We start from the raw sequence: 20,451 nt of genomic DNA on the forward strand, positions 1-20,451 counted from the left end.
GGGTTGGCGCCCCTGTCTTTGCTGGGCTTTGGCTGTGTCGCTTTGGGTGTGTGGTGTGGACATCTCCCTAGATCGACTCTGGGACGAAGCTTTGGGGCATCTACAGGTGCAGCTCAGCCGTCCAACTTTTGAGGCTTGGATCAAGACGGCGCGAGCTGAATCCTTGGTGGACAACCGCCTCACCATCTCCACTCCTAGCGAATGGGCGCGGGGCTGGCTGCAAAAGCACTACGCCTCCACCATCACCGAGGTGGTGCAGCGGGTGGCCGGAATCCCTTTGCAAGTGGAGTTTTCCGTCGCTCCCCAGGCTTTGGTCGAGGAAGAAGCTCCTTCAACGGCTGTGGCCTCAACCTCCCGCAAGGCCGGCAGTTTTCCTGCTTCCGCCCCCTTGGGGCTGGAGGTGAGCGGCAGCCTGCCCATGCGAGCCCCGGATCTCAACCCCAAGTATTCCTTCTCGCGGTTTGTGGTCGGCCCCAACAACCGCATGGCCCATGCAGCGGCTCTGGCCGTGGCCGACAAGCCTGGGCGGGCCTACAATCCCTTGTTTCTCTGCGGCGGGGTAGGGCTGGGCAAAACCCACCTGATGCAGGCCATCGGCCACTACCAACTGGAGGCGAATCCGCGGGCCAAGGTCTTTTACGTGTCCACCGAGCGCTTTACCAACGATTTAATCGATGCCATCCGGCGAGACAGCATGCAGTCTTTCCGGGAGCACTATCGAGATGTGGATATTTTATTGGTGGACGACATTCAATTTATCGAAGGCAAAGAGTACACCCAAGAGGAGTTTTTCCACACCTTTAATACGTTGCACGAGTCGGGCAAACAGATCGTGCTAGCTGCCGACCGCTCCCCTCACCTCATCCCTCGGCTGCAGGAGCGGCTCTGTTCTCGGTTTTCGATGGGCTTGATTGCGGAAATTCAGCCGCCGGACATCGAGACCCGCATGGCCATTCTCAAGAAAAAAGCCGAGTACGAGGGGATGATCCTACCGCCTGAGGTGATCGAATACATTGCTACCACCTACACCAGCAACATTCGCGAGCTGGAGGGCGCCCTCATCCGTGCCGTTGCCTACGTCTCCATTTCTGGCCTGCCGATGAGTGTGGAGACGATTCAGCCCATTCTCAACCCCCCCAGCGAGCCCAAGGAGATCACGCCCGACATGATTATTGACGTGGTCTGTGAAGAATTCGGCGTCGACCGAGAAAGCTTATTGGGATCCTCTCGCAAGCGGGACATCAGCCAGGCGCGGCAAATTGCCATGTTTTTGATGCGTCACCATACCAATCTTAGCTTGCCCAAAATTGGCGATTACTTTGGCGGGAAAGATCACACCACCGTTCTCTATAGCTGTGAAAAAGTTAGCCAGTTGCAGCGGGAAAATCTGCAATTTGAGCGGCAACTGCAAAACCTGGCCCAGCGGCTGCGAGTCATGGCCAACAGCCGAAACCGCTAGTCTTTGCCTTGCCATTGTTGAACCGTCCTTGGGGTGTCATCCTACGCTGCTGAGAGCCGCGGCGCCCGCGAGCTGGCGTGAAAGCTCCTATTGGAAGCAGCTACAGTTAAGGACGGGAGGGGCGGGGGTTGCAGGTGGTAGGGCAATCTGGCAAAGGACTTTGCTTGGGTATGCTGCTCCTTGGGGCTGGGCTGATGCCAGCATGGCCGGCCTGGGCCCATTCGACCCAAGCGGGCCGCAAGGAAGCAGATCCGCGGCCAACCGCGCTCTCAGGCGTTTTAGATCTGGGGCTGGATAGCCAAATTGTGGAGGATAGCCCCGTGTTGCGCCGCTGGCTGCAAAGTCCGCCCAATCTCCTGGAAGAAATCCGCAATACTCCCGTCTTGCCCACCCGTTTGCAGGCGGGTTTCGAGTCGGCTTCTGAGTGGCGAATCAGCCTGCAGGACTTGCGCCTGGGAGATCGCCTCACCCTCAGCGGCGACTATCGCCAATCTTCTGAGAACCCAGAAATCCGCCAGTACGGGTCAGAGGTGCGCTACTTTCTCGCCCCTATGGGCTCCCGCTTGAACCTGGCCCCCCAACTGGGCTATCGAGCCTTGGAAGAAAAAAACCGCCGCCTCAGCGGGGTGAGCTATGGGGCCTTTGTTGTTTTGGCCCTGGCTCCCGGAGCCGCCGACTTGACTGGCAGCTACACTTGGGTGGCCCCGCAGGAGCCGGAAGAAGGACAGGCCACCCTAGCGGAGATCACCGCCGCCTACGCCATTAGCCCTTCCCTTCGTCTTGCTGCCCGCTACAGCCTGCGCCACTCCACCTTGGCGCGGGAATCCAGCTTTGGCGTTGGCCTGGAGTGGATCCCCTAGAGGCGCACTGCCTGCACAAAAGCCACCCAGCCGAAGCTGAGATAGCGCTCCAAGCGCAACCCCACCTGGGCAAAGTGCCAGCGCAACTGGTCTGCGGAGAAAAAGCGAAGGCCGGTCGCCTCCAGCAACTGCTGCACCCTCTGCCCCCATCCCTGCACCTGCTGGCTGTGCATCGAGACAAACACCCCTCCCGGTTTCAAAACACGGGCCACTTCCCGCAGACAGGGATCCAACGGCACCTCGTTCAGGGTGGCGCCGCTGATCACCGCCCCAAAGGCTCCAGAGGCCAGGGGAAGCTGCTCCGCCCGGGCTCGCACCAGGCTGTAGCGCTGCCAGTGGGGCTGGGCCTGCTGGGCTGCCTCCGCCAGCACTCCCGTCGCGTTGTCTAGGCCGATCACCGTCCGCTGCGGATCCCTGGCCAAGAGGAGGCGGCTCCAGTACCCCCCTGCCGTGCCCAAATCCAAGACGGGATCTGCCTCCCCCACCAGTTCCGCCAGCAATTGGCCTTCCCGCTCGCTGCCGAAACGCTCCCCCGACAACAGCGACAGCGCCCAAGGCCGCCAGAGGCGATCGTAGCCCCAGGCAAACCCGGGCAGATGGGCAATGGCCTGAGCGGGAGTGAGCGGCAAGTCCCGCGCGGCGGCCAAAAAATCCACCGCTCCAAAGGCGGTGATGGGGTAGATCTGGCCGCAACGGGGACAGTAAACCCGATCCGCCGCGGCTCCCGGCTCACGTCCCGGTGGCAGGTTCAGCCCTTCCTGACCACAGCTCAGGCAGCAGTAGAGGTGAACCGGCAAGGCAGAGAGAGAAGAGAGCATGACACAACCTGACGACAGCCGCAAAACAAAAGGGCAGTTGCCGGGCGCCGGCCCCAACAACCACCCTCCCAGGTTAATCAATCCCGCAGCGAGAGGGGATCCCTCAAGCCGTCTTCGGGCTGGGCAAGCCGATCTTCTCGGGGATGGGCACGTATTCTGCCACAATGGCCCGAAACTCGTCCCCATCTAGGGTTTCCCGTTCCACCAAGGTGTCGGCCAGACGATCCAGCAGGGCGCGGTGCTCGAGCAGGATCTGCTTGGCTTTCTGGTAGCAGCTTTCCAGGATTTGCCGCACCTGCCGATCGATCTTAGCCGCCACATCTTCGGAGTACTCGACGCGGTTCATCCAGCCGCCGCCCAAAAAGATTTCGTTGTTGGGCGGATCCCACATCAGGGGCCCCAGCTCGGACATGCCAAAGCGGGTCACCATTTGCCGCACCAGGTTGGTGTTTTGCTGCAGGTCGTTGCTGGCCCCCGTCGTCACTTCCGAGTAGCCAAAGACGATCTCCTCCGCCGCCCGACCGCCAAAACCGACCACCACCCGATCCAACAGCCAGGCGCGGCTGTACATGCCGGAGTCGATCTGCTCCTCGTTGGGCAGTTGCTGGGCAAAGCCGCCGGCACCTCCGGAACGGGGGATGATCGTTACCTTGTTCAAGGGATCCGCATGGGGCAAGAGGGTCATCAACAGAGCATGGCCGCACTCGTGGTAGGCGATGAGGCGCTTGCTTTTGCCGTCTAATAGCGGCGGCTTGGTCAGGCCAATGGTGATGCGGTCGATGGCGTCGTCGATGTCCTGGTTGGTGATGGCTTTGTGCTGACGGCGGGCCGCCAGGATGGCCGCCTCGTTGAGCAGGTTGGCCAGATCGGCGCCGGCAAAGCCAGGGGTGCGGCGGGCAATGGCCTCCAGGCTGACCTCTTCTGCCAGCTTCTTGTTGCGGGCATGCACGCGCAAGATCTCGTAGCGCCCCTTGAAGCTGGGCCGATCCACGGTGATCTGGCGGTCGAAGCGTCCAGGCCGTAGGAGCGCCGCATCCAGCACATCCGGGCGGTTGGTTGCGGCAATAACAATTACCCCTGAGTTGCCCTCAAACCCATCCATTTCCGTAAGCAACTGGTTCAGGGTTTGCTCGCGCTCGTCGTTGCCGCCGCCAATGCCCGCTCCCCGCTGCCGGCCCACCGCGTCGATCTCGTCGATGAAGACGATGCAGGGAGCATTCTCCTTGGCCTTCTTAAAGAGATCCCGCACCCGCGAGGCCCCCACGCCGACGAACATCTCCACGAACTCGGAGCCAGAGAGGCTGAAAAAAGGCACTCCCGCCTCGCCAGCAATGGCTTTGGCCAAGAGGGTCTTACCCGTCCCCGGCGGCCCCACCAACAGCACGCCTTTGGGGATCTTGGCCCCTACGGCAGTGAAGCGCTCCGGCTTCTTCAGGAAGGTAACCACCTCTTGCAGCTCTTCTTTGGCCTCCTCGATCCCGGCTACATCGTCAAACTTGACGCCGGTTTTGGCTTCCATCTGGAAGCGGGCCCGCGACTTGCCGAAGTTCATCGCCTGTCCAGGACCGCCTGCTCCTCCGCCAGCGCGGCGCAGGAACAAGAACAACCCCCCCAGCAGCAGCACCGGGATGACCAGGTTGCCCAAGATCGCCCAGAAGGCGCTGCCATCGCGGGTGGGCACTACAGCCACCTCGATCCCCTGCTCGGTCAGGCGATCCACCAGTTGCGGCACGGTGTTGGGCAGCAGGTTGACCCGGTAGCGGGTGGAATGCTGCGTTTGTGGGTCAACAGCCGTCACTTCGGCTACCAGGTTGTTATCGAGGAGGCGCACATCGGTAACGCGACCCTCCTCGACATAGCGCAAGAAGCGGTCATAGGTGAGGGCAGAGGCCAGAGCGGCGTGGGCAGGAGCTAGGCCGGATCCCTGCCAGAGACAAAAGCCCAGCATGAGGGCAATTAGCCAGCGCTGGGGAGATAGAGGTTTGTTCATGGGGAAGGGGAACACCTGGTTATTAAAAGTCCTTCAACAAACTTAACCTGTCGCTCCCCCAAGATACAACCCTGCCGCACGAAATGCCCGGAATTGCGCTGGGAAGGGATCCCTGCAATCGGCGACTAGGCCGATTTGGGGGATCCCAGGGCATCCAGGCCGTAGACGCGCCGCCACATTTGGTCGGCCAGAGGGGCGGGCAGCAACCGCATCAGCCCCAGCGCCAGCTTGCCGCCCGTAAAAGCGGTGTAGCGGTCGGAAGGGTGGGGATCCGTCATGGCTCTCAGGATCGGCTCCACCACCTTCTCCACCGGCCAGGCCATTTTGTGGAACGAGCTGGCCAGCTCGGCAGCCTTGTCCAAGATCGCTTTGTAGGGGCCGTTGGGATTGACAACAGCAGCAAAGGTCTCTTCGGCCACGCGGCCAAACTCGGTGGCCACCGGCCCTGGCTCGATCACGATAACCTTGATGCCAAAAGGGGCCACTTCCACCCGCAGGGCGTCGCTGAGGGCCTCCACGGCGAACTTGGTGGCGCTGTAAACCCCACTGAAAGGCATCGACATCTGGCCGGCCACGGAGCTGAGGTTGAGGATGCGGCCGCTGCCCCGCTCCCGCATTTGGGGCAAGAGGGCGCGGGTGAGGGCGTGCAGACCAAACACATTCACCTCGAACTGCCGCCGCATCGCCGCCACATCCACCTCTTCCACCGGTCCCATTTGGCCGTAGCCGGCGTTGTTCACCAGGATGTCCACCCGGCCAAAGCGATCCAGGGCCTTTTGGGCCAGCGCCTCCACCTGGGCTGTATCGGCCATGTCGGTGGGCACCACCAGCGCTTCTGTCCCCTGCTTCTCCACCAAGTCCTTGACGTTTTGTAGCAGCTCCTCCCGGCGGGCCGCCAGCACCAAGCGGGCCCCGCGTTTGGCCGCTTCCAGGGCGACGGCCTTGCCAATGCCGGCAGAAGCGCCGGTAATCAGCACCACCTGATTGGCTAGTGAAAGCATGGCTTTCCTCTCTGCAAACTTTCTTCATCCTAGAGGGACTTCGGGGATCCCTGGAAAGAGGCAGCCTCGCTCCTTGGGCTGCGGTGCTGGGCCGCTGTTTCTAACTCAAGGGGTGCTCTGCCAGATGGATGGATCCCTGCGGCCCAGAAGCTGCTCAGACGGTTTTTCGCGCCCAAATTGCAGGGGGGGTTGGGAAAAGCGGTATGATCGATGGACAACTTGCTGGGACAAACTCCCTCGCTCGAGTGTACGCCTAGTCTAATGTCCTTGCCACAGGTACGAGGTGCAGTGACCGTAAGATATTTCCGCAGGCGGGCTAGCCGAGGCCGATCTTCCTTGCCGGAGGAGCGCTGGGCTCTCGCCGAGGCCTGCTTGGATCGATTGCTCAGAGTGGCGGAAGCCAACCTAAGGGCCAATTCCGAGCTGCGCCAACAGCAGCAGGAGCAGCAACGCCAACTGGAGGCCGAGCGGCGCCACAGCGAAGCCCTGCGCGATGCCACCGCCGATTTGCGCACCAGCGTCATGGAGTTGCGAGAGGGGCAAGCCCTTTGGCAAAACCAGGTGGACGAGCTGCGTACCTGTTTGCGAGAGTTGCTCAAGGAACAGAGCGAGCTGGTGCAGATCATCGCCCAGCAGCAGCACATCCTGAAGGACTGTAAGGAAGTCATCCGCGCCATTTTGGAGCAAATGCGGGATGACCACCGGGACTTCCGCTCCGCCATCGGCATTTTGCTGGAGGAACTGCACCAAACTGTGCGCTGCCTGGTTCTTAAGTCAGGTGGCACTCTCCCTAAGCCTGTCCGCCATCCCGAAGCGCCGGATCCCGGCTCCCAGCCGCCTGATTCTGCCTCGCCTGGGGATGGCTCTCTGTCCTAGCGATCCAGACTTCTGCTTTCCCCCAAAAGCTCCAGAGCTATCCAATCCCGCCCTCCGGCAGCCACTGCGGCCAAAACAGGCGCAACTCCCTAACCTGCTCCCCCTTGACCAACAGGGATCCGCCGCCGGACCGGCCTTGCAGGGGAATTTCCTCAGGAGAGAAGGAGTGTACCCGCTCGGACTCCGCGATCACATCCACTTGCAGATGGGGGTGCGCCGCCAGATCGGGGGGAAAACCCACCAAGCCCACCAAGCCATCCCCTTTGTTGGAGAAGTGAAAGGCCGACACGCCCACTTTACCCTGCTCCAGGATGGGGATCTCGCCCAGGGGTAGCCGCTTCAAATACCCCGACCGGCTGGCCAAAACTAAGATCCCTTGCGGGGGCAGCAGCGCCATACCGACGATCTGTTCTGTGCGCCCCAAACGTAGAGCTGGGGATCCCATAGCTGCCCGACCCATCAAGGGGATCTGTTCGGCGTCCAGCCGCAGCACCCGCCCGCCGGAGGTGGCCAGGACAACGCTGTAGCCTTGGTGGCCGGGATGCCAAAGGGCCGCCCAGCCCAGCTCGTCTCCTTCTTTGAGCTTCAAGACGGCGGCTCCCCGTTGGCTGAGGCCCACCAGCTCCGCCAAGGCCACCCGCTTGATCCGCCCCTGCCGGCTGAGCACCACCAAGCTGGCCTCGCCGGGAGAGTGCTCCGCACCGCTGACGCGAACGGGATCCAACGGGAAGGCGGCAACAATCGGCTCGGGGTTGGGGAGAAGGGTGACCAGAGGCACCCCCCGCGAGGAGCCGGTGCTGAGGGGGATCCCTTCGATGGGCACGGTGAAAGCCCTGCCGCTGGCGGTGAGCACCAAGATTGCCTGCTCTGGGGTCACGCATTCCAGGCTGACCAGGGTATCTTCTCCCAATTCCCGCTGCGCCGGGTTGCTGCGGGAGCGAGGCCCAGGCAGAGGCAGGCGGCGCACGTAGCCTTTGCGGGTGAGTTGCAGCAGAAAGCGGCTGTCTTCGCCGGCTTCGCCGCCGGGGATCTGGGCCGCCTCCGCTTCCAGTTCCGAGGCCGAGAGAATCTGGGTGCGCCGGGGATCCGCAAAGGTTTTTTTCAAGTGTCGCAGCTCTTTTTTCAGGTAATTCAAGAGCTTGCGGCGATCTTGCAGCAGTCCCTGCAGCTCGGCGATGCGGGCCTGCAGCTCGGCTTGCTCTTGATAGAGGCGCTCCCGCTCCAAGGTTGTCAGGCGGCGCAGGGGCATGGCCAAGATCGTCTCCGCCTGCTGGGAGGTGCAGCCCAAGCGGGTTTGCAGCTGGGCTTTGGCCGTGGCGCTATCGGGCGCTTGCCGCAGCAGGTCGATTACCCCTTCCAGATCGGCCAGGGCCAGCACCATCCCCGCCACCTCTTCGGCTTTGCGCTGTACCTGCTGCAGTTCGGCGCGAAACATCCGCTTGAGAGTGGCCTCGCGAAATTGCAAAAAGTGCTGCAAAATCTGCTTCAAGCTGAGCTGCTGGGGTTTTCCCTCCACCAAGGCCAACAGGATCACCCCAAAGGTGCTCTGCAAGGGGGTGAGCTTGTACAACTGCTGCAAAACCGCCTGCGGGTTGGCCTCCCGCTTCAGCTCCACCACCACGCGCATGCCGCTGCGATCCGACTCATCCCGCAAATCTGCGATGCCGCTGAGACGGTCTTGGGCGACCAGCTCGGCCACCTTCTCGAGCCAGGCAGCCTTGTTCACCTGATAGGGAAACTCGCTGATGATCAGGGCGGGCCGGCGGTGGCGTCCTCTGCCCGGCTGGATCTCCTCAAAGCGGGCCACTCCCCGCAGGGTGATGGAGCCGCGGCCGGTGAGGTAGGCCTCGCGGATCCCCTGGCCATCGACAATTTGGCCGCCGGTGGGAAAGTCCGGCCCCGGGATCCAGCGCAACAGCTCCTCAGGGCTGAGATCGGGCTCGTCGATCAAAGCCAGCAGGCCGTCCACCACTTCCCCCAGGTTGTGGGGCGGGATGTTGGTGGCCATGCCCACGGCAATGCCAGCAGAGCCGTTGAGCAGCAAGATGGGCAGGCGGGCCGGCAGGACGGTGGGCTCCGCCTGGGAGCCGTCGAAATTGGGCATAAAGTCCACAATTGCTTCGGAGATCCCCTGCAGAAGGGCTGTGTGGCTCAGCTCCGCCAGCCGACACTCCGTGTAGCGCATGGCCGCCGGCGGGTCGTCGTCCACCGAGCCGAAGTTGCCGTGCCCCGCCACCAGGGGGTAGCGGCTGGAAAAGTCTTGTGCCATGCGCACCAGCGCGTCATAGACCGCCTGATCCCCGTGGGGGTGATATTTCCCCAGCACGTCCCCCACGACGCGCGCGCACTTGCGGTAGGGGCGATCCGGCGTCAGGCCCAGCTCGTGCATGGCGTAGAGGATGCGGCGATGCACCGGCTTGAGGCCATCCCGCACATCCGGCAAGGCCCGCCCCACGATCACGCTCATGGCATATTCCAGGTAGGAGCGCTGCATCTCCCCCTGCAAATCGGTTACGATTACTCGCCCTAGACGGGATCCCCCACCCGATCCAGATCCCAGTCCGTCGAGAGTCAGTTGCTGAGTCATGGCTCATTAGGAGCGGAACGCTTTCCAGGTTACTGTAGCCGTTTCCGCAGCTTTTGCGACCCCACCCAGCCGCTGCCGTTTTTGAAACGGGGGAGTGGGGTGGCGGCTCCGCCGTGCTATTTGACACTCCCACCGCCTAAAGGCAGGGGATTCTTACGCAGTTCAACAACGACCTCGTAAAGGCGCTGTCAAGACGCCCCCAGACAGTTCCTCGAGGCAAAGCCCCAAGGTTCTGCTTACTCTTCTGATGGCGTCAGCGGGACGAAGTCTTTGCAGGTTGGCTGAGACGTTCGGACGCTTGCCACCGGTCGGTGCTCGCCTGGGAACGGTACGCCTTGGTGGCAACTCTTGGCGAGCCACTAAAGTTGCTTACGGGCTTTTCCGCCCTGCCCTCAAGTGCAGGGCTACCAAGCTATCCTTCTCTGTAGTCGGGGTGGATCTGGGTGCAATCATGGCCGGGAACTCCATTCGTTTTGGCACTGACGGCTGGCGAGCCGTGATCGCCGATGGCTTTACCTTCCAGAACTTGGGCATTGCCGCCCAGGCCAGCGCCCAGGTGCTGGCCCGCACCTATCCTGGGGCAGGGATCCTGATCGGCTACGACAACCGCTTTCTCTCAGAAAAATTTGCTGCCCACGCTGCCGAGGTGGTGGCGCGGCTGGGGATCCCGGTTTATCTCTCTGCCTGTGTGGCCCCGACACCGGCCTTTAGCTGGGCGGCCAAAGAGCGCGGCTGCCACGGCGCCTTGGTGATCACCGCCAGCCACAACCCGCCCCACTATTCCGGCCTCAAGGTCAAAGGCGGATTTGGCGGCTCCGTGCCGCCGGAGGTTACCGCCGCCATCGAGCAGGAGCTGCACCACCTGCAACCTCTCGCATCCAACCCAGCCCCCATCGAAACCTGGGATCCCTGGCCCGGCTACCTGGCTCAGCTCAGCCGCTTTGTGGATCTGGAGAAGCTCGAAGGATCCCCGGCCAAGATCTGGGTGGATGTCATGTTTGGCTCTGGCGCCGGGGGCCTCAGCCGCCTGTTGGGGGAGAAGGTGATCGAATTGCAGGCACGTCGGGATCCCTTGTTTGGCGGGTTCCCACCGGAGCCGCTGCCGCAAAACCTGCAGACCTCTGCCCAGATCATCGCAGCGGATCCCGCCCCGTTAAAGATGGGTCTGGTCTTCGATGGCGATGCCGACCGCATTGCTGCCCTCGATGGGCAAGGCCATTTTCTCAGCCCGCAGATCCTCATTCCCATCTTGATCGACCACTTGGCGGGGCGGCGCGGCCTGCGGGGCGAGATCGTCAAAACCATCAGCGGCTCGGAGCTATTCGTGAAGGTGGCCGAGCGCTATGGCCTGCCAGTTACGGAAACGCCGGTGGGCTTTAAGTACATCGCCGAGCGCATGCTGAGCACACCGGTGTTGCTGGGGGGAGAAGAATCGGGCGGCATCGGCTATCTGGGCCACATCCCCGAGCGGGATGCCCTCCTCTCTGCCCTGTACTTGATCGAAGCCGTCACCGAAACCGGGCAAGATCTGAGCGCCCTTTACCGAGCTTTGCAAGAACGGGAAGGGTTCACCTCAGTTTACCTACGCCGCGACCTGCACCTGGCGGATCAAGGTCAACAAACCCGGCTCTTCCAGCAGCTACAGACGGATCCCCCCCTTGAGATCCTGGGGCAAAAGGTAATCAAGCATTTCGATCGCGACGGCCACAAGTTTAGCCTTGCCGACGGCAGTTGGGTGATGATCCGGGGCAGCGGCACCGAACCTCTGCTGAGGCTCTACTCGGAAGCCAGAACCTCAGAAGAAGTGAACCGTCTTCTCGATTGGGCAGCTGGGCTGCTCAGCAAGATTGCTTAGGGCTACAGAAGGACGCCCACGGCCCCTAGCTTGCTTGTGCGCGATAGCAGTTCAGAGCTCAAGCACTTGCCTCGGCTGTCTTGGCCTTGGCTTGGTCAAAAGTGCCTGGCGGCTCGTACAGAAACTCAAACAGGTTGCCATCGGGATCCTTGCCATAGAAGGAGGCAGTGCCATCCCGATGGCTGTGAATGGCCCCTACCGGGATCCCTGCGGCTTGCAAGCGCCGATGCTGCTCCTCCAGCTCCTCCCTGCTGCTGAAGACAAAGCCAAAGTGGGGCCCTGCCGCCCGGTAGCCCGGCCCCAAGAGTGCCAGCCCATCGTCTCCGGCTTTCATATAGGCCCAGTCGGGATCCTTCCAGACGTTGACCATCCCCAACTTTTCGTAGAACTCTACTGCCTTAGAGATGTCTTCTACGCGGACGGCAACATGTCCAAGTTGCTTCAGTGCCATGCTCTTCTCTCTCCTCCACAGAGACAACCGCAAGGGTTTCTCTATAACCCAGCATAGCTTGCAGAGAGAGCCCCTCCCCACTCCCCCGAGAGCAGGGATGGAACCAAGGTCGATTCCAACTTCGTTCGAGGCCCAGGGCAAGCTAATGCCTAAGCTGTTGGCTGCTTGGCCAAGAATCGCTCCAGCTCGCTCAACGCTTCTGCGTCCATTTTGGTCTGCATGGGGCAGAACTTCGGTCCACACATCGAGCAAAACTCCGCCGTTTTGTAGATATCTGCCGGCAAGGTCTCGTCGTGATATTCTCGCGCCCGCTCTGGGTCTAAAGACAACTCAAATTGTCGGTTCCAATCAAAGTTGTAGCGGGCTCTGGACATCTCGTCATCTCGATCCCTGGCCCCAGGACGGTGGCGGGCAATATCGGCAGCGTGGGCGGCAATTTTGTAGGCAATGAGGCCGTTGCGCACATCCTCGGCATTGGGCAAGCCCAGGTGTTCTTTGGGAGTTACGTAGCAGAGCATCGCCGCCCCGTACCAGCCGGCCAAGGCCGCCCCAATGGCAGAGCTGATGTGGTCGTAGCCAGCGGCAATATCGGTTACCAGCGGCCCCAAAACGTAGAAAGGAGCCTCGTCGCATTCCTCCATTTGCTTGCGCACGTTAAACTCAATTTGATCCATCGGCACGTGCCCTGGCCCTTCCACCATCACCTGCACATCGTGCTCCCAGGCCATGCGGGTCAACTGCCCCAGGGTTTTCAACTCCGCCATCTGGGCCTCGTCAGAAGCATCGTGCAGACATCCGGGCCGCAAAGCATCGCCCAGGCTAAAAGAAACATCGTATTTCTTGAAGATCTCGATGATGTCGCGGAAGTGGGTGTAGAGCGGGTTTTGCTTGTGGTGGGCCAACATCCAACGGGCCAGGATCCCACCTCCGCGAGAGACAATTCCTGTGAGACGGTTGCGCACCAATGGCAGATATTCGATGAGGATCCCGGCATGGATGGTCATGTAGTCCACCCCTTGCTGGGCCTGCTTTTCGATGATGTGCAAGATATCTTCTGCCGAGAGTTTTTCGACATTGCCATGGACACTTTCTAGAGCTTGGTAGATGGGCACCGTGCCGATGGGCACCGGAGAAGCTTGGATAATAGCCGTGCGAATTTCGTCCAAGTCGCCGCCGCCGGTGGACAGATCCATAACGGTATCGGCGCCGTATTTAATGGCCAATTTCAGCTTTTCCAGCTCTTCGGCTAATCCAGAGGAGCTGGGGGAGGCGCCAATATTAGCATTGACTTTGCAGCGGGAGGCGATCCCGATGCACATGGGCTCTAGGTTGGTGTGATTGATATTGGCAGGGATGATCATGCGGCCCCGCGCCACTTCTGAGCGGATCAGCTCCGGCGGTAGGTTCTCTCGCCGAGCCACGTAGTCCATCTCTTCGGTAATCACGCCCTGCCGGGCAAAGTGCATTTGCGTAACATTTGCTTGCCCACGACGGCGGGCAACCCATTCGCTGCGCATGGTGTCAACTCCGGTACTCGCTTTCCTACGCTGGTATGACCCAGATCAGGTTCTGAGGATGTAATCTCAGCCTGGGGGCAGCCCCCAGACACTCCTAGCGTGTTGTGATTCTATCACCGAAATTGGAACTGGATTGGAACTTTGGGATCGATATCAGAGTAGTTTGAGACAATGCCCTAGCGCGTCGCGCCGCTGACCCTTCCAGTCTCTCCCCTCACCCCCAGTCCCTTTCCGATAGGAGCAGCGATACGAGCAGTCTGCCCTGGGGAAGGTGCTGCAGCTAGGGGGCAAAAATATCATCAGAAGCATTAGATGCTGGCGAACCCTTCAGGCAGTGGCTTTTTTCTTCCTAAAACGGGCTTATCTGCCTTCAATAACCACTGTGCCCTGGCCGAAAGCTTTTTGAAAAAGGGATCCGAGAGGATACTTTTTTCTTCTAGCTGTGGGATCCACACATGTTGCCTCTTGGGATCGCTTTGGATCTCGATTTTGCTCGAAGTGAGCAAGTGATCAGTTAATCTCGCCGAGATCTCTGACCAGTCGATTTCCTGCCCTAAGTAGAAGCTATGTTGCTCAAGAACGCAACCGATAATCTTGCTTAGGAGATCGTCCTCTACGGGTTTGAAAAAGCAGTTGTCGTGAATGTAGATTTGGTGGACAACTCTATTTCCAAGCCTCTCTTGGTCGACAACAAGAAAGTCTTTGCCTTCAAATCGGATTTCTAATTCATAGGCGACGGCATCAGTTAGCAAATATTCAGTAAAATGTTTGGAAAAATTTTCTCGGCAAAGTTTCTGAATAGGAGACTGTTTTAGGCATCTTACACGATCCGATAGTCCTTCTAAATCTGGAGAGCAGGCCAGCAATAAAACATTATCCTGATACTCTCCATAAATCTTTGAATACCAGATCGCGCCGACGTTTTTAAATGGCTCTAAAATGACTCGCAAAGACACACTTGCGCCGCTGAGAGATAGGTTGGGGTAGCTAAGCTGGGTGAGCCGTTGCCGCGACCACCAGTCTTGAAGCTGCAGGTCGATCATGGGATCCCGCCCAGCCAGCGCCGCCAGCTCCACCAGGGATCCCCTCTCTTGCTGGCCCTGAACAGCTCGGCCACTTCTTCGCCGCTGGGCCGAGCCCTAAAGGTTTTGAGGACGCTGTAGAGGCCGGGCTCTTCCTGCTGCCACACGCTCCAGGGATCCGGGTAGGCGCGAAACAGGGCTCCTTCTACCAGCGAGCGCAGGTAGTAGCTGGTCTCAAAGGTGCTCAGGAAGCGTTGCCGCAGCCGGCGCCCGGCCAACCCCACCCCCACTGCGGCGGCATCCTGAAGTTGCGGGTTGAGGAGAACGACGGGCTTGGGATCCCGGCCTTTGGCCGCCAGCCCAGAGGGATCGCCGCCGCTCACCAACTGGCAAACCCGCTCCACCTGATCCAGGCTGTAAACCGCCGGCATCACGAACAGGACACTTTGTTCTGGCGTAGGTTGGGTGCGGGCAGTCAGGCTCTGCAGTTGGATCCCGTCGGGGAGGGATCCCCATTCCCGCTGGGCCAGGGCCGCTCCGCCGGCATCGCTGAACAACACCAAAGCCGGTGGCGGCACCAACTCCAAAAATGGACGAGCCAAGACTTCCGGCTTGATGTCGGGGGCCAGGATCTCGATGAGCAAGCGGCGGTATCCCGCTTGCAGGGCCAGGCGTGTGGCCTGGATGGCCTGCTCGCAGGCTTGGGCCAGATCGCCGGGCAGGTGGGGAAATTGGGTCAGTTGCAGTTGCTCGGCCACAGTCCAATCCAACTTAGATTCAATAAGATTCAAAAGACGCTCAGCCGGATAGGTCTTCCCAAGCTCTGTGGGTAAGCAGCTCCTCCAGCACCCGCACCCCCCGCAGTTGGTTGGAAAGGGGCAGGTGGCCCTTGGGAGCGGACAGATCCCAGGTGAACTCGTCGGGATAGCGAGTCCAGTGGTAGCCTTGCTTCCAGCCAATCAGCGGCCAGAGGCGCTCCCAGTTGCGGTTGACCCCCAGCCAGAGTTGCCGCTGCACCGAGTAGCCGAAGCGATCCCCGGAGGCCGCCCGCCACAGGCCATCGATGGTGCGCAGATCCTCTGCCGGGATCCGGCTCACCTCGGAAAAGTACAGCCAGCCCCGCCGCGCCGCCCCCTCCCCCGCCGCCCGGCACAGCAGTTGCAGGCTCAGCCGATCCGCTTCCAGCCAAGCTCCCGCCGCTAACAACTCCTGCAAAGGCCGGTAGTCGATGTTCAGGGCTGAAATCAGGGGGACTGTCACCATTGCCGTTGCAAAGGGTTTCTTTCGAATTCTAGTCCCTGTCGGCCAGCCCCTCAGCTTTCGGGCGGGTACTGGGGCGGATTCCCAAAGAGGATGCGATAGCCAATATAGGCCACCCCCAACAACCCCGCCAGGATCCACAGAAAGGCCGAAAAGGGTAGGTAAGAGAAAAAGACAACATAGACCCGGCGGCTGAGCCAAGAGAGGATGAGATAGACCGCCGCCAAAATGCTGATCCCTTGCAAGGTGCGGAAAGCCGGCACCCGCGAGAGGGGCATGCGCTGCCGTGCCACCCAGATGGAGCTAAGGAAATAGTAGGGAGGCACCAGCAACAAGAACATATCCGCCTGCTTGACCACCGCCTGCCAGCCGGCCGTGTTGGTGGCATAGGCCAAGTAACCGGCCCAGAGGACAAGGCTTGCCGCTGCTAAGCCAATGTTCAAGCTGAGCAAAAAAGGCTCTTCCCACTGCCCTGGGATCCAGTGGCAGAGAACCCAAACCAACCAAGGAGCTGCAAAGAGCAGGATGGCAATCGTTAAGCCGTTGGCGTTGAGCTGGGTAAAAAATGTTTCCAGGGTCATGACGGCTGAGGGGACGGGAGGTCACTTTCAAAAATAGTAGTGTAGTCCAATCCCTCACCAGAATCCGTAAGTAATACCCTGAAAAATTACAGCCAAAACATTGCATCCTCGCTGGGTCAGGGTTTCCGGGCGCGCGAAACGGGATCCTTTTGCTAGGGCACTACTGAGTACATCTGGAGGGATCCCGCAGGGCACCCACAAAGTGATAGGGGGGCAGGGACTCGCTCCAGTCCAATTGCCAGTGGGGGTGTGCTGCTACCCAGGTTTGGGCGAGCTGGGCTGCCGTTTCCCGTTCGGCAGGGGTGAGCAAGAAGTAAAGCCGCAGGACTTCTCCCGGCTGCGGATCCCCTCTTTGCACTGGCCAGGTAGAAGGCCAAAGCTGCTGCAGGGCCGCCAGCTCCTGTTCTTGCCGCTCTTGGGCCTGTCGTTGCTGGAGATAGGCTTGTTTGCGGGCCAACAGATAGGCTGTGCCGCTGGGAGCGGGTTGGGGATCCGGGGGGGGCTGGGGCGACAGTTTTCCTTTCAGGCAGTACTCGGCTCTTCCCCCGATGGCCGCGAGGGCCTGTTCGTACTCCGCCTGCTGGGCCAATAGGTGGGATCCCAGCTTTTCGGCTGAGAGAAAGCAGGTGCCAAAGCGCAGGGGCAGCAGCGGCATCTGGGCAAACAGCCGGCAGATCACCTGGTCGTGGCGCAGGGCAGAACGCAGCAGCACCTCATCCGAAGCCTGCAGCGACGCAGGATCCGGCATCGGCTCCACAGCAGCGGCAATTCGGCCTCCTGTGGGAGAAAACACCTGCAGCGGCCCGCGGATCCCTTGAGTTTGTTGAATGAAATGCCAAAGCGGCGCGTCTGGCATCGGCAAGAAGGCATAGGTGTAAAGGGGGCTGCCGGCGCTCTGTTCGCTGGGTTCCGGTAAAACTGGCATTGGCTCGGATCGAGGCGTAGACTTTTCCTCTCAGTCTAAGCAAACTTGCTGGCGCTTTTTGCCCTGGGGGGCTGCTACTGGCGACCTGAAGATGCGGTAGACTAACTTGGCAGGGTTTTTCAGGTCTGGGGTGTTCAGGGCCGCAAGGCTGCCGGGGGGTAGGTGGGATCCTCTCTCTCCGTGCCTCTACAGGTAAAACTATGACCAGCCGCTCAGACTTCAAACCCTTGGAAACCTTTCAAAAAGAAGAGATCGAACGCTTGCGGGATCTGCTTCCCGCTTCTCTCCGGGCCTTGATCCGCGTTGTCCCCCACTCGGGAGGTGAGGCCCTGTTGTTCTCCCGCCGCAAGGCCCCTTGGCAGCCGCAGGGCATCATTGCCATCGATTTTCGCCGCTGGCAAGGGATCCCGCAGCCGCAGCGGGATCTGCTGTTTTTGCGGGAGGTGGGCTGGTTCGACAACCGCAACTGGCTACAGCCGGGGTTTTACCAGTCGCTGGCCTTGCTTGGTGGCATCACCACCGTGGCAGAGCTCTCTTTGCAGCACCCGTTTTCTGCCCTGTTGGCGGGGGGCATCACGGCGCTCTCGGTGCGGCAGATCTGGCAAAACCTGAATCGGGAGAGCGCCCATTTCGATGCCGACGAGTTTGCCTTGCGCCGCGCCCAGTTCCGCGGCTACACCCGCCAAGAGGCAGCCCAACACCTAGCAGATGCCCTGGAGCAGGTTCTCAAGCTGGATCCCACCGATATCCTGACGGCACTGCGGCTGCAGCGGCTGAGAACCATCGCCCGCAACCTCACCCCCTCACCTGGGAGCTCCTGAGCACAGGTGCACCTGGGTGATGGCGATCCGACCGGAGAAGCAGATATCGGTATCGGTCTGGGGATCGCGGGCTCGCTCTGCGTAGCGCCCCTGGTAGCGAAACCACAGCGATGCCAAGCCTTCCCCCTCTGCTTCTACGGCGTAATCGAGTGGCAGCGGCTGCGTGCAGAGGGGGCAGTAAACTCGCTCCGGCAAAGGGGATCCCGGTGGCAGGTGGGGCAAGTTGACATTCCAGAAGGAGCCGGCTGGCAGGGGTTGTTCCATCAGCTCGGCCAGGATCTCCCGCGTCCACCGCTGGGCCTGCTCCCAATCGATGGGTTGGCTCCCTGCCCGATACTGGGAAATGGCGATCCCTCCGATCCCACGCAGCGCCGCCTCCCGCACCGCCGCCACCGTGCCGGACAAGTACACATCCGATCCCAGATTCCCTCCCTCGTTGATGCCAGAAAGCACCCAATCCACGGCAGGGGCGAGCTTAAACAGGGCCACCCGCACACAGTCGGCAGGGGATCCCTCGACGGCAAAGGTGCGCTCGCCGCGGGCCCAGGCGCGAAAGGGCCGCCCCGTCGTTACCTGGTGGCTACAGCCGGAAATCGGCTGGTGGGGGGCCACAATCCAGCAGTTTTCCTCGGCAACGAGAGCGCTGAGGGCCAGTCTGAGGTGTGCCAGCCCCGCCGCCTCGATGCCATCATCGTTGGTCAGCAATACCTTCATCTGAATTCCTCTACCGGCAATTCCTGGGTTAGCCTAAATCGCAAATCTCCGTTGGGATCCAAATCTGGAGATCTGAAGTGCAAAGGCAAGGCGGATCCCGTTCTTCTTCTAACCTATCCCTAAGGGGTTGGCGTCTCCTGCGCCGCAGCCCTCGACCCATGACCATGAACTGATACCGGAGGATTGCCATGACCACACGGGTAGCCATCAACGGATTTGGCCGCATTGGCCGGTCGTTTTTGCGGGCGCTGCTCTCCCAGCCGGGGCGAGGGCTGGAGGTGGTGGCGGTTAATGATCTCACCGAGCCGGAGAACTTGGCCTACTTGCTGCAATTTGACTCCGCCTACGGGCGCCTGCCCCAGACGGTGAGCGTTGTGGATGGCCACCTGCAAGTCGGCAGCCACAAGATCCGGGTTCTGGCAGAACGGGATCCGGCGCAACTGCCCTGGAAAGACCTCGGGGTTGACCTGGTGATAGAGTCCACCGGCCTGTTTACCAAGCGGGAGGGGGCGGCCAAACACCTAGAAGCCGGCGCCAAGAAAGTGATCATCTCCGCCCCTGCCAAAGGCGCCGACCTGACGGTGGTGATGGGGGTTAACGACGACCAGTACGACCCAGAGCGGCACCATATCGTCTCCAACGCCTCCTGCACCACCAACTGTCTGGCGCCGCTGGCCAAGGTCTTGCTGGATCGCTTCGGCATCGAGACGGGCTTTCTCACCACCTGCCACGCTTACACCGCCACCCAGGCCATTGTGGATCGCCCGGATCCCAAGGACTATCGCCGGGGCCGCTCGGCGGCGGTGTCGATTGTGCCTTCCACCACTGGGGCAGCCACGGCAGTTGCCGAGGTTTTGCCTGCCCTGAAAGGGAAGATGGACGGCCTGGCGCTGCGGGTGCCCACCCTAACCGGCTCGATTGTGGACTTTGTCGTGCGCACCGAGCAGCCTATCACCAAAGAGGCGGTCAACCAAGCCTTTGTGGAGGCAGCAGAAGGGCCGATGCGCGGTATCCTGGCCATTGCCCCGCCGCACATTGTCTCGGCCGATATCATCGGCGATCCCCATTCTTCGATTGTGGATCTGGAGTCGACGATGACGCTGGGGGATCGCACGGTGAAGGTGCTCTCCTGGTACGACAACGAGTACGGCTATGCCTCGCGGCTGGTGGATCTGGCGGCGAAAATGGCGGCTGCGCTAAAGAGCTCAATCCCAGCCTAGGTCAGTGCGCTCCAGCCAGGAGCTATCCAGGGCAGCCAGCGCCTCAGCTGCGGCTATGCCGGTTTCGGGGTGGCGCCAATGGGGAGCAATCTCGCACAGCGGGGCCAGGACAAAAGGGCGCTCCATCATGCGAGGGTGGGGCAGGGTTAGCTCAGGGCTCTTCAGGATCCGGTTGCCCATTGCCAGCAGATCCAAGTCCAGGGTCCTGGCCTCCCAGCGGATGCGCCGCACTCGCCCTGCCTCCTGCTCGATGGCCAGCAGCGCCCTCAGCAACTCCAGGGGCGATTGGTAAGGGGGAAAGGAATCCAACGCCACCACAGCATTGAGGTAGTCGGGCTGGCCGGGTGGCCCCCCTTGGGCGGGGCTGCGGTAGAGGCTGGAGCGAGCCACCACCTGGCCCAACCTGAGCAACTTCTGCCCAGCCGAGCGCAATTGCTGCAGCGGATCCCCTAGGTTGCTGCCCAGGGCAATGTAGGCTAGGTCGGGCTGCATCG

General features: G+C 61.1%; 19 protein-coding genes and 1 riboswitch. Of the genes, 6 read left to right on the top strand and 13 right to left on the bottom strand.

Annotated elements, in window-relative coordinates:
- Nucleotides 1-55: 55 nt before the first annotated feature.
- Nucleotides 56-1,459 carry a chromosomal replication initiator protein DnaA gene (gene dnaA / locus NW855_RS06260; protein WP_011428926.1) on the top strand — a complete coding sequence of 468 codons (1,404 nt, stop codon included), beginning with the start codon at nt 56-58 and terminating at the stop codon, nt 1,457-1,459.
- Nucleotides 1,460-1,653: 194 nt separating this feature from the next.
- On the top strand, nt 1,654-2,319 hold the full coding sequence (locus tag NW855_RS06265; protein WP_206336916.1) for a hypothetical protein: 666 nt from the start codon (nt 1,654-1,656) through the stop codon (nt 2,317-2,319).
- On the opposite strand, the gene NW855_RS06270 is transcribed toward NW855_RS06265, so the two are convergent.
- From NW855_RS06270 to NW855_RS06280, 3 genes are all read right to left on the bottom strand, one after another.
- Nucleotides 2,316-3,137, bottom strand: coding sequence for a class I SAM-dependent methyltransferase (locus NW855_RS06270; protein WP_414402521.1), 822 nt, complete (start codon nt 3,135-3,137; stop codon nt 2,316-2,318). The two genes, NW855_RS06265 and NW855_RS06270, sit on opposite strands and share 4 nt — an antisense overlap.
- Nucleotides 3,138-3,240: 103 nt before the next feature.
- Complete coding sequence (ftsH, locus tag NW855_RS06275) at nt 3,241-5,127, bottom strand: ATP-dependent zinc metalloprotease FtsH (RefSeq protein ID WP_414402522.1); 1,887 nt, start codon at nt 5,125-5,127, stop codon at nt 3,241-3,243.
- 125 nt (nt 5,128-5,252) lie between these two features.
- Nucleotides 5,253-6,128, bottom strand: a complete 876-nt coding sequence (locus NW855_RS06280; protein ID WP_414402523.1) for an SDR family NAD(P)-dependent oxidoreductase — start codon at nt 6,126-6,128, stop codon at nt 5,253-5,255.
- Between the two features lie 390 nt (nt 6,129-6,518).
- On the opposite strand from NW855_RS06280, the gene NW855_RS06285 reads away from it, so the two are divergent.
- Entirely contained in the window at nt 6,519-7,004 is a 486-nt protein-coding gene (locus NW855_RS06285) for a hypothetical protein (protein ID WP_240527883.1), read from the top strand.
- Between the two features lie 37 nt (nt 7,005-7,041).
- On the opposite strand, the gene NW855_RS06290 is transcribed toward NW855_RS06285, so the two are convergent.
- Nucleotides 7,042-9,591, bottom strand: a complete 2,550-nt coding sequence (locus NW855_RS06290) for a DNA topoisomerase (ATP-hydrolyzing) subunit A (RefSeq protein ID WP_011428933.1) — start codon at nt 9,589-9,591, stop codon at nt 7,042-7,044.
- A gap of 451 nt (nt 9,592-10,042) precedes the next feature.
- On the opposite strand from NW855_RS06290, the gene NW855_RS06295 reads away from it, so the two are divergent.
- On the top strand, nt 10,043-11,446 hold the full coding sequence (locus NW855_RS06295; RefSeq protein WP_414402525.1) for a phosphoglucomutase/phosphomannomutase family protein: 1,404 nt from the start codon (nt 10,043-10,045) through the stop codon (nt 11,444-11,446).
- A gap of 58 nt (nt 11,447-11,504) precedes the next feature.
- Here the strand turns inward: NW855_RS06295 and NW855_RS06300 are convergent, their stop codons facing one another.
- The 7 genes from NW855_RS06300 to NW855_RS06330 form a co-directional block, all read right to left on the bottom strand.
- The gene (locus NW855_RS06300; RefSeq protein WP_011428935.1) at nt 11,505-11,897 is read right to left on the bottom strand and encodes a VOC family protein; all 393 of its coding nucleotides are present in this window, start codon (nt 11,895-11,897) and stop codon (nt 11,505-11,507) included.
- 149 nt (nt 11,898-12,046) lie between these two features.
- Nucleotides 12,047-13,414 (bottom strand): phosphomethylpyrimidine synthase ThiC, encoded by a 1,368-nt coding sequence (gene thiC / locus NW855_RS06305; protein ID WP_011428936.1) that lies wholly within the window; start codon nt 13,412-13,414, stop codon nt 12,047-12,049.
- A gap of 5 nt (nt 13,415-13,419) precedes the next feature.
- Nucleotides 13,420-13,520, bottom strand: a riboswitch (TPP riboswitch).
- Nucleotides 13,521-13,722: 202 nt separating this feature from the next.
- Complete coding sequence (locus NW855_RS06310) at nt 13,723-14,490, bottom strand: hypothetical protein (RefSeq protein WP_414508530.1); 768 nt, start codon at nt 14,488-14,490, stop codon at nt 13,723-13,725.
- Complete coding sequence (locus NW855_RS06315) at nt 14,454-15,206, bottom strand: DUF1995 family protein (RefSeq protein ID WP_414508531.1); 753 nt, start codon at nt 15,204-15,206, stop codon at nt 14,454-14,456. The genes NW855_RS06310 and NW855_RS06315 overlap by 37 nt, the downstream gene beginning before the upstream one ends.
- Before the next feature lie 28 nt (nt 15,207-15,234).
- A complete protein-coding gene (locus tag NW855_RS06320) occupies nt 15,235-15,699 on the bottom strand; it encodes a GUN4 domain-containing protein (RefSeq protein WP_011428939.1) in 465 nt (154 codons plus the stop codon).
- A 50-nt stretch (nt 15,700-15,749) separates the two neighbouring features.
- Nucleotides 15,750-16,277: a hypothetical protein gene (locus tag NW855_RS06325; protein ID WP_011428940.1), complete on the bottom strand. Its 528-nt coding sequence runs from the start codon at nt 16,275-16,277 to the stop codon at nt 15,750-15,752.
- A gap of 160 nt (nt 16,278-16,437) precedes the next feature.
- Nucleotides 16,438-17,202: a GvpL/GvpF family gas vesicle protein gene (locus NW855_RS06330; RefSeq protein ID WP_099812645.1), complete on the bottom strand. Its 765-nt coding sequence runs from the start codon at nt 17,200-17,202 to the stop codon at nt 16,438-16,440.
- Nucleotides 17,203-17,402: 200 nt separating this feature from the next.
- Between NW855_RS06330 and NW855_RS06335 the strand changes: the two genes are divergently transcribed.
- Nucleotides 17,403-18,023, top strand: coding sequence for a DUF3318 domain-containing protein (locus NW855_RS06335; RefSeq protein WP_011428942.1), 621 nt, complete (start codon nt 17,403-17,405; stop codon nt 18,021-18,023).
- On the opposite strand, the gene surE is transcribed toward NW855_RS06335, so the two are convergent.
- Nucleotides 18,006-18,737: a 5'/3'-nucleotidase SurE gene (gene surE, locus NW855_RS06340; RefSeq protein ID WP_011428943.1), complete on the bottom strand. Its 732-nt coding sequence runs from the start codon at nt 18,735-18,737 to the stop codon at nt 18,006-18,008. The genes NW855_RS06335 and surE overlap by 18 nt on opposite strands.
- Nucleotides 18,738-18,925: 188 nt before the next feature.
- On the opposite strand from surE, the gene gap reads away from it, so the two are divergent.
- Entirely contained in the window at nt 18,926-19,957 is a 1,032-nt protein-coding gene (gene gap / locus NW855_RS06345; RefSeq protein ID WP_099884412.1) for a type I glyceraldehyde-3-phosphate dehydrogenase, read from the top strand.
- Here the strand turns inward: gap and folK are convergent.
- On the bottom strand, nt 19,943-20,449 hold the full coding sequence (gene folK, locus NW855_RS06350; RefSeq protein ID WP_414508532.1) for a 2-amino-4-hydroxy-6-hydroxymethyldihydropteridine diphosphokinase: 507 nt from the start codon (nt 20,447-20,449) through the stop codon (nt 19,943-19,945). The genes gap and folK overlap by 15 nt on opposite strands.
- Nucleotides 20,450-20,451: the final 2 nt, after the last annotated feature.

The sequence above is a fragment of the Synechococcus sp. RC10B2 genome (genome assembly GCF_047502635.1).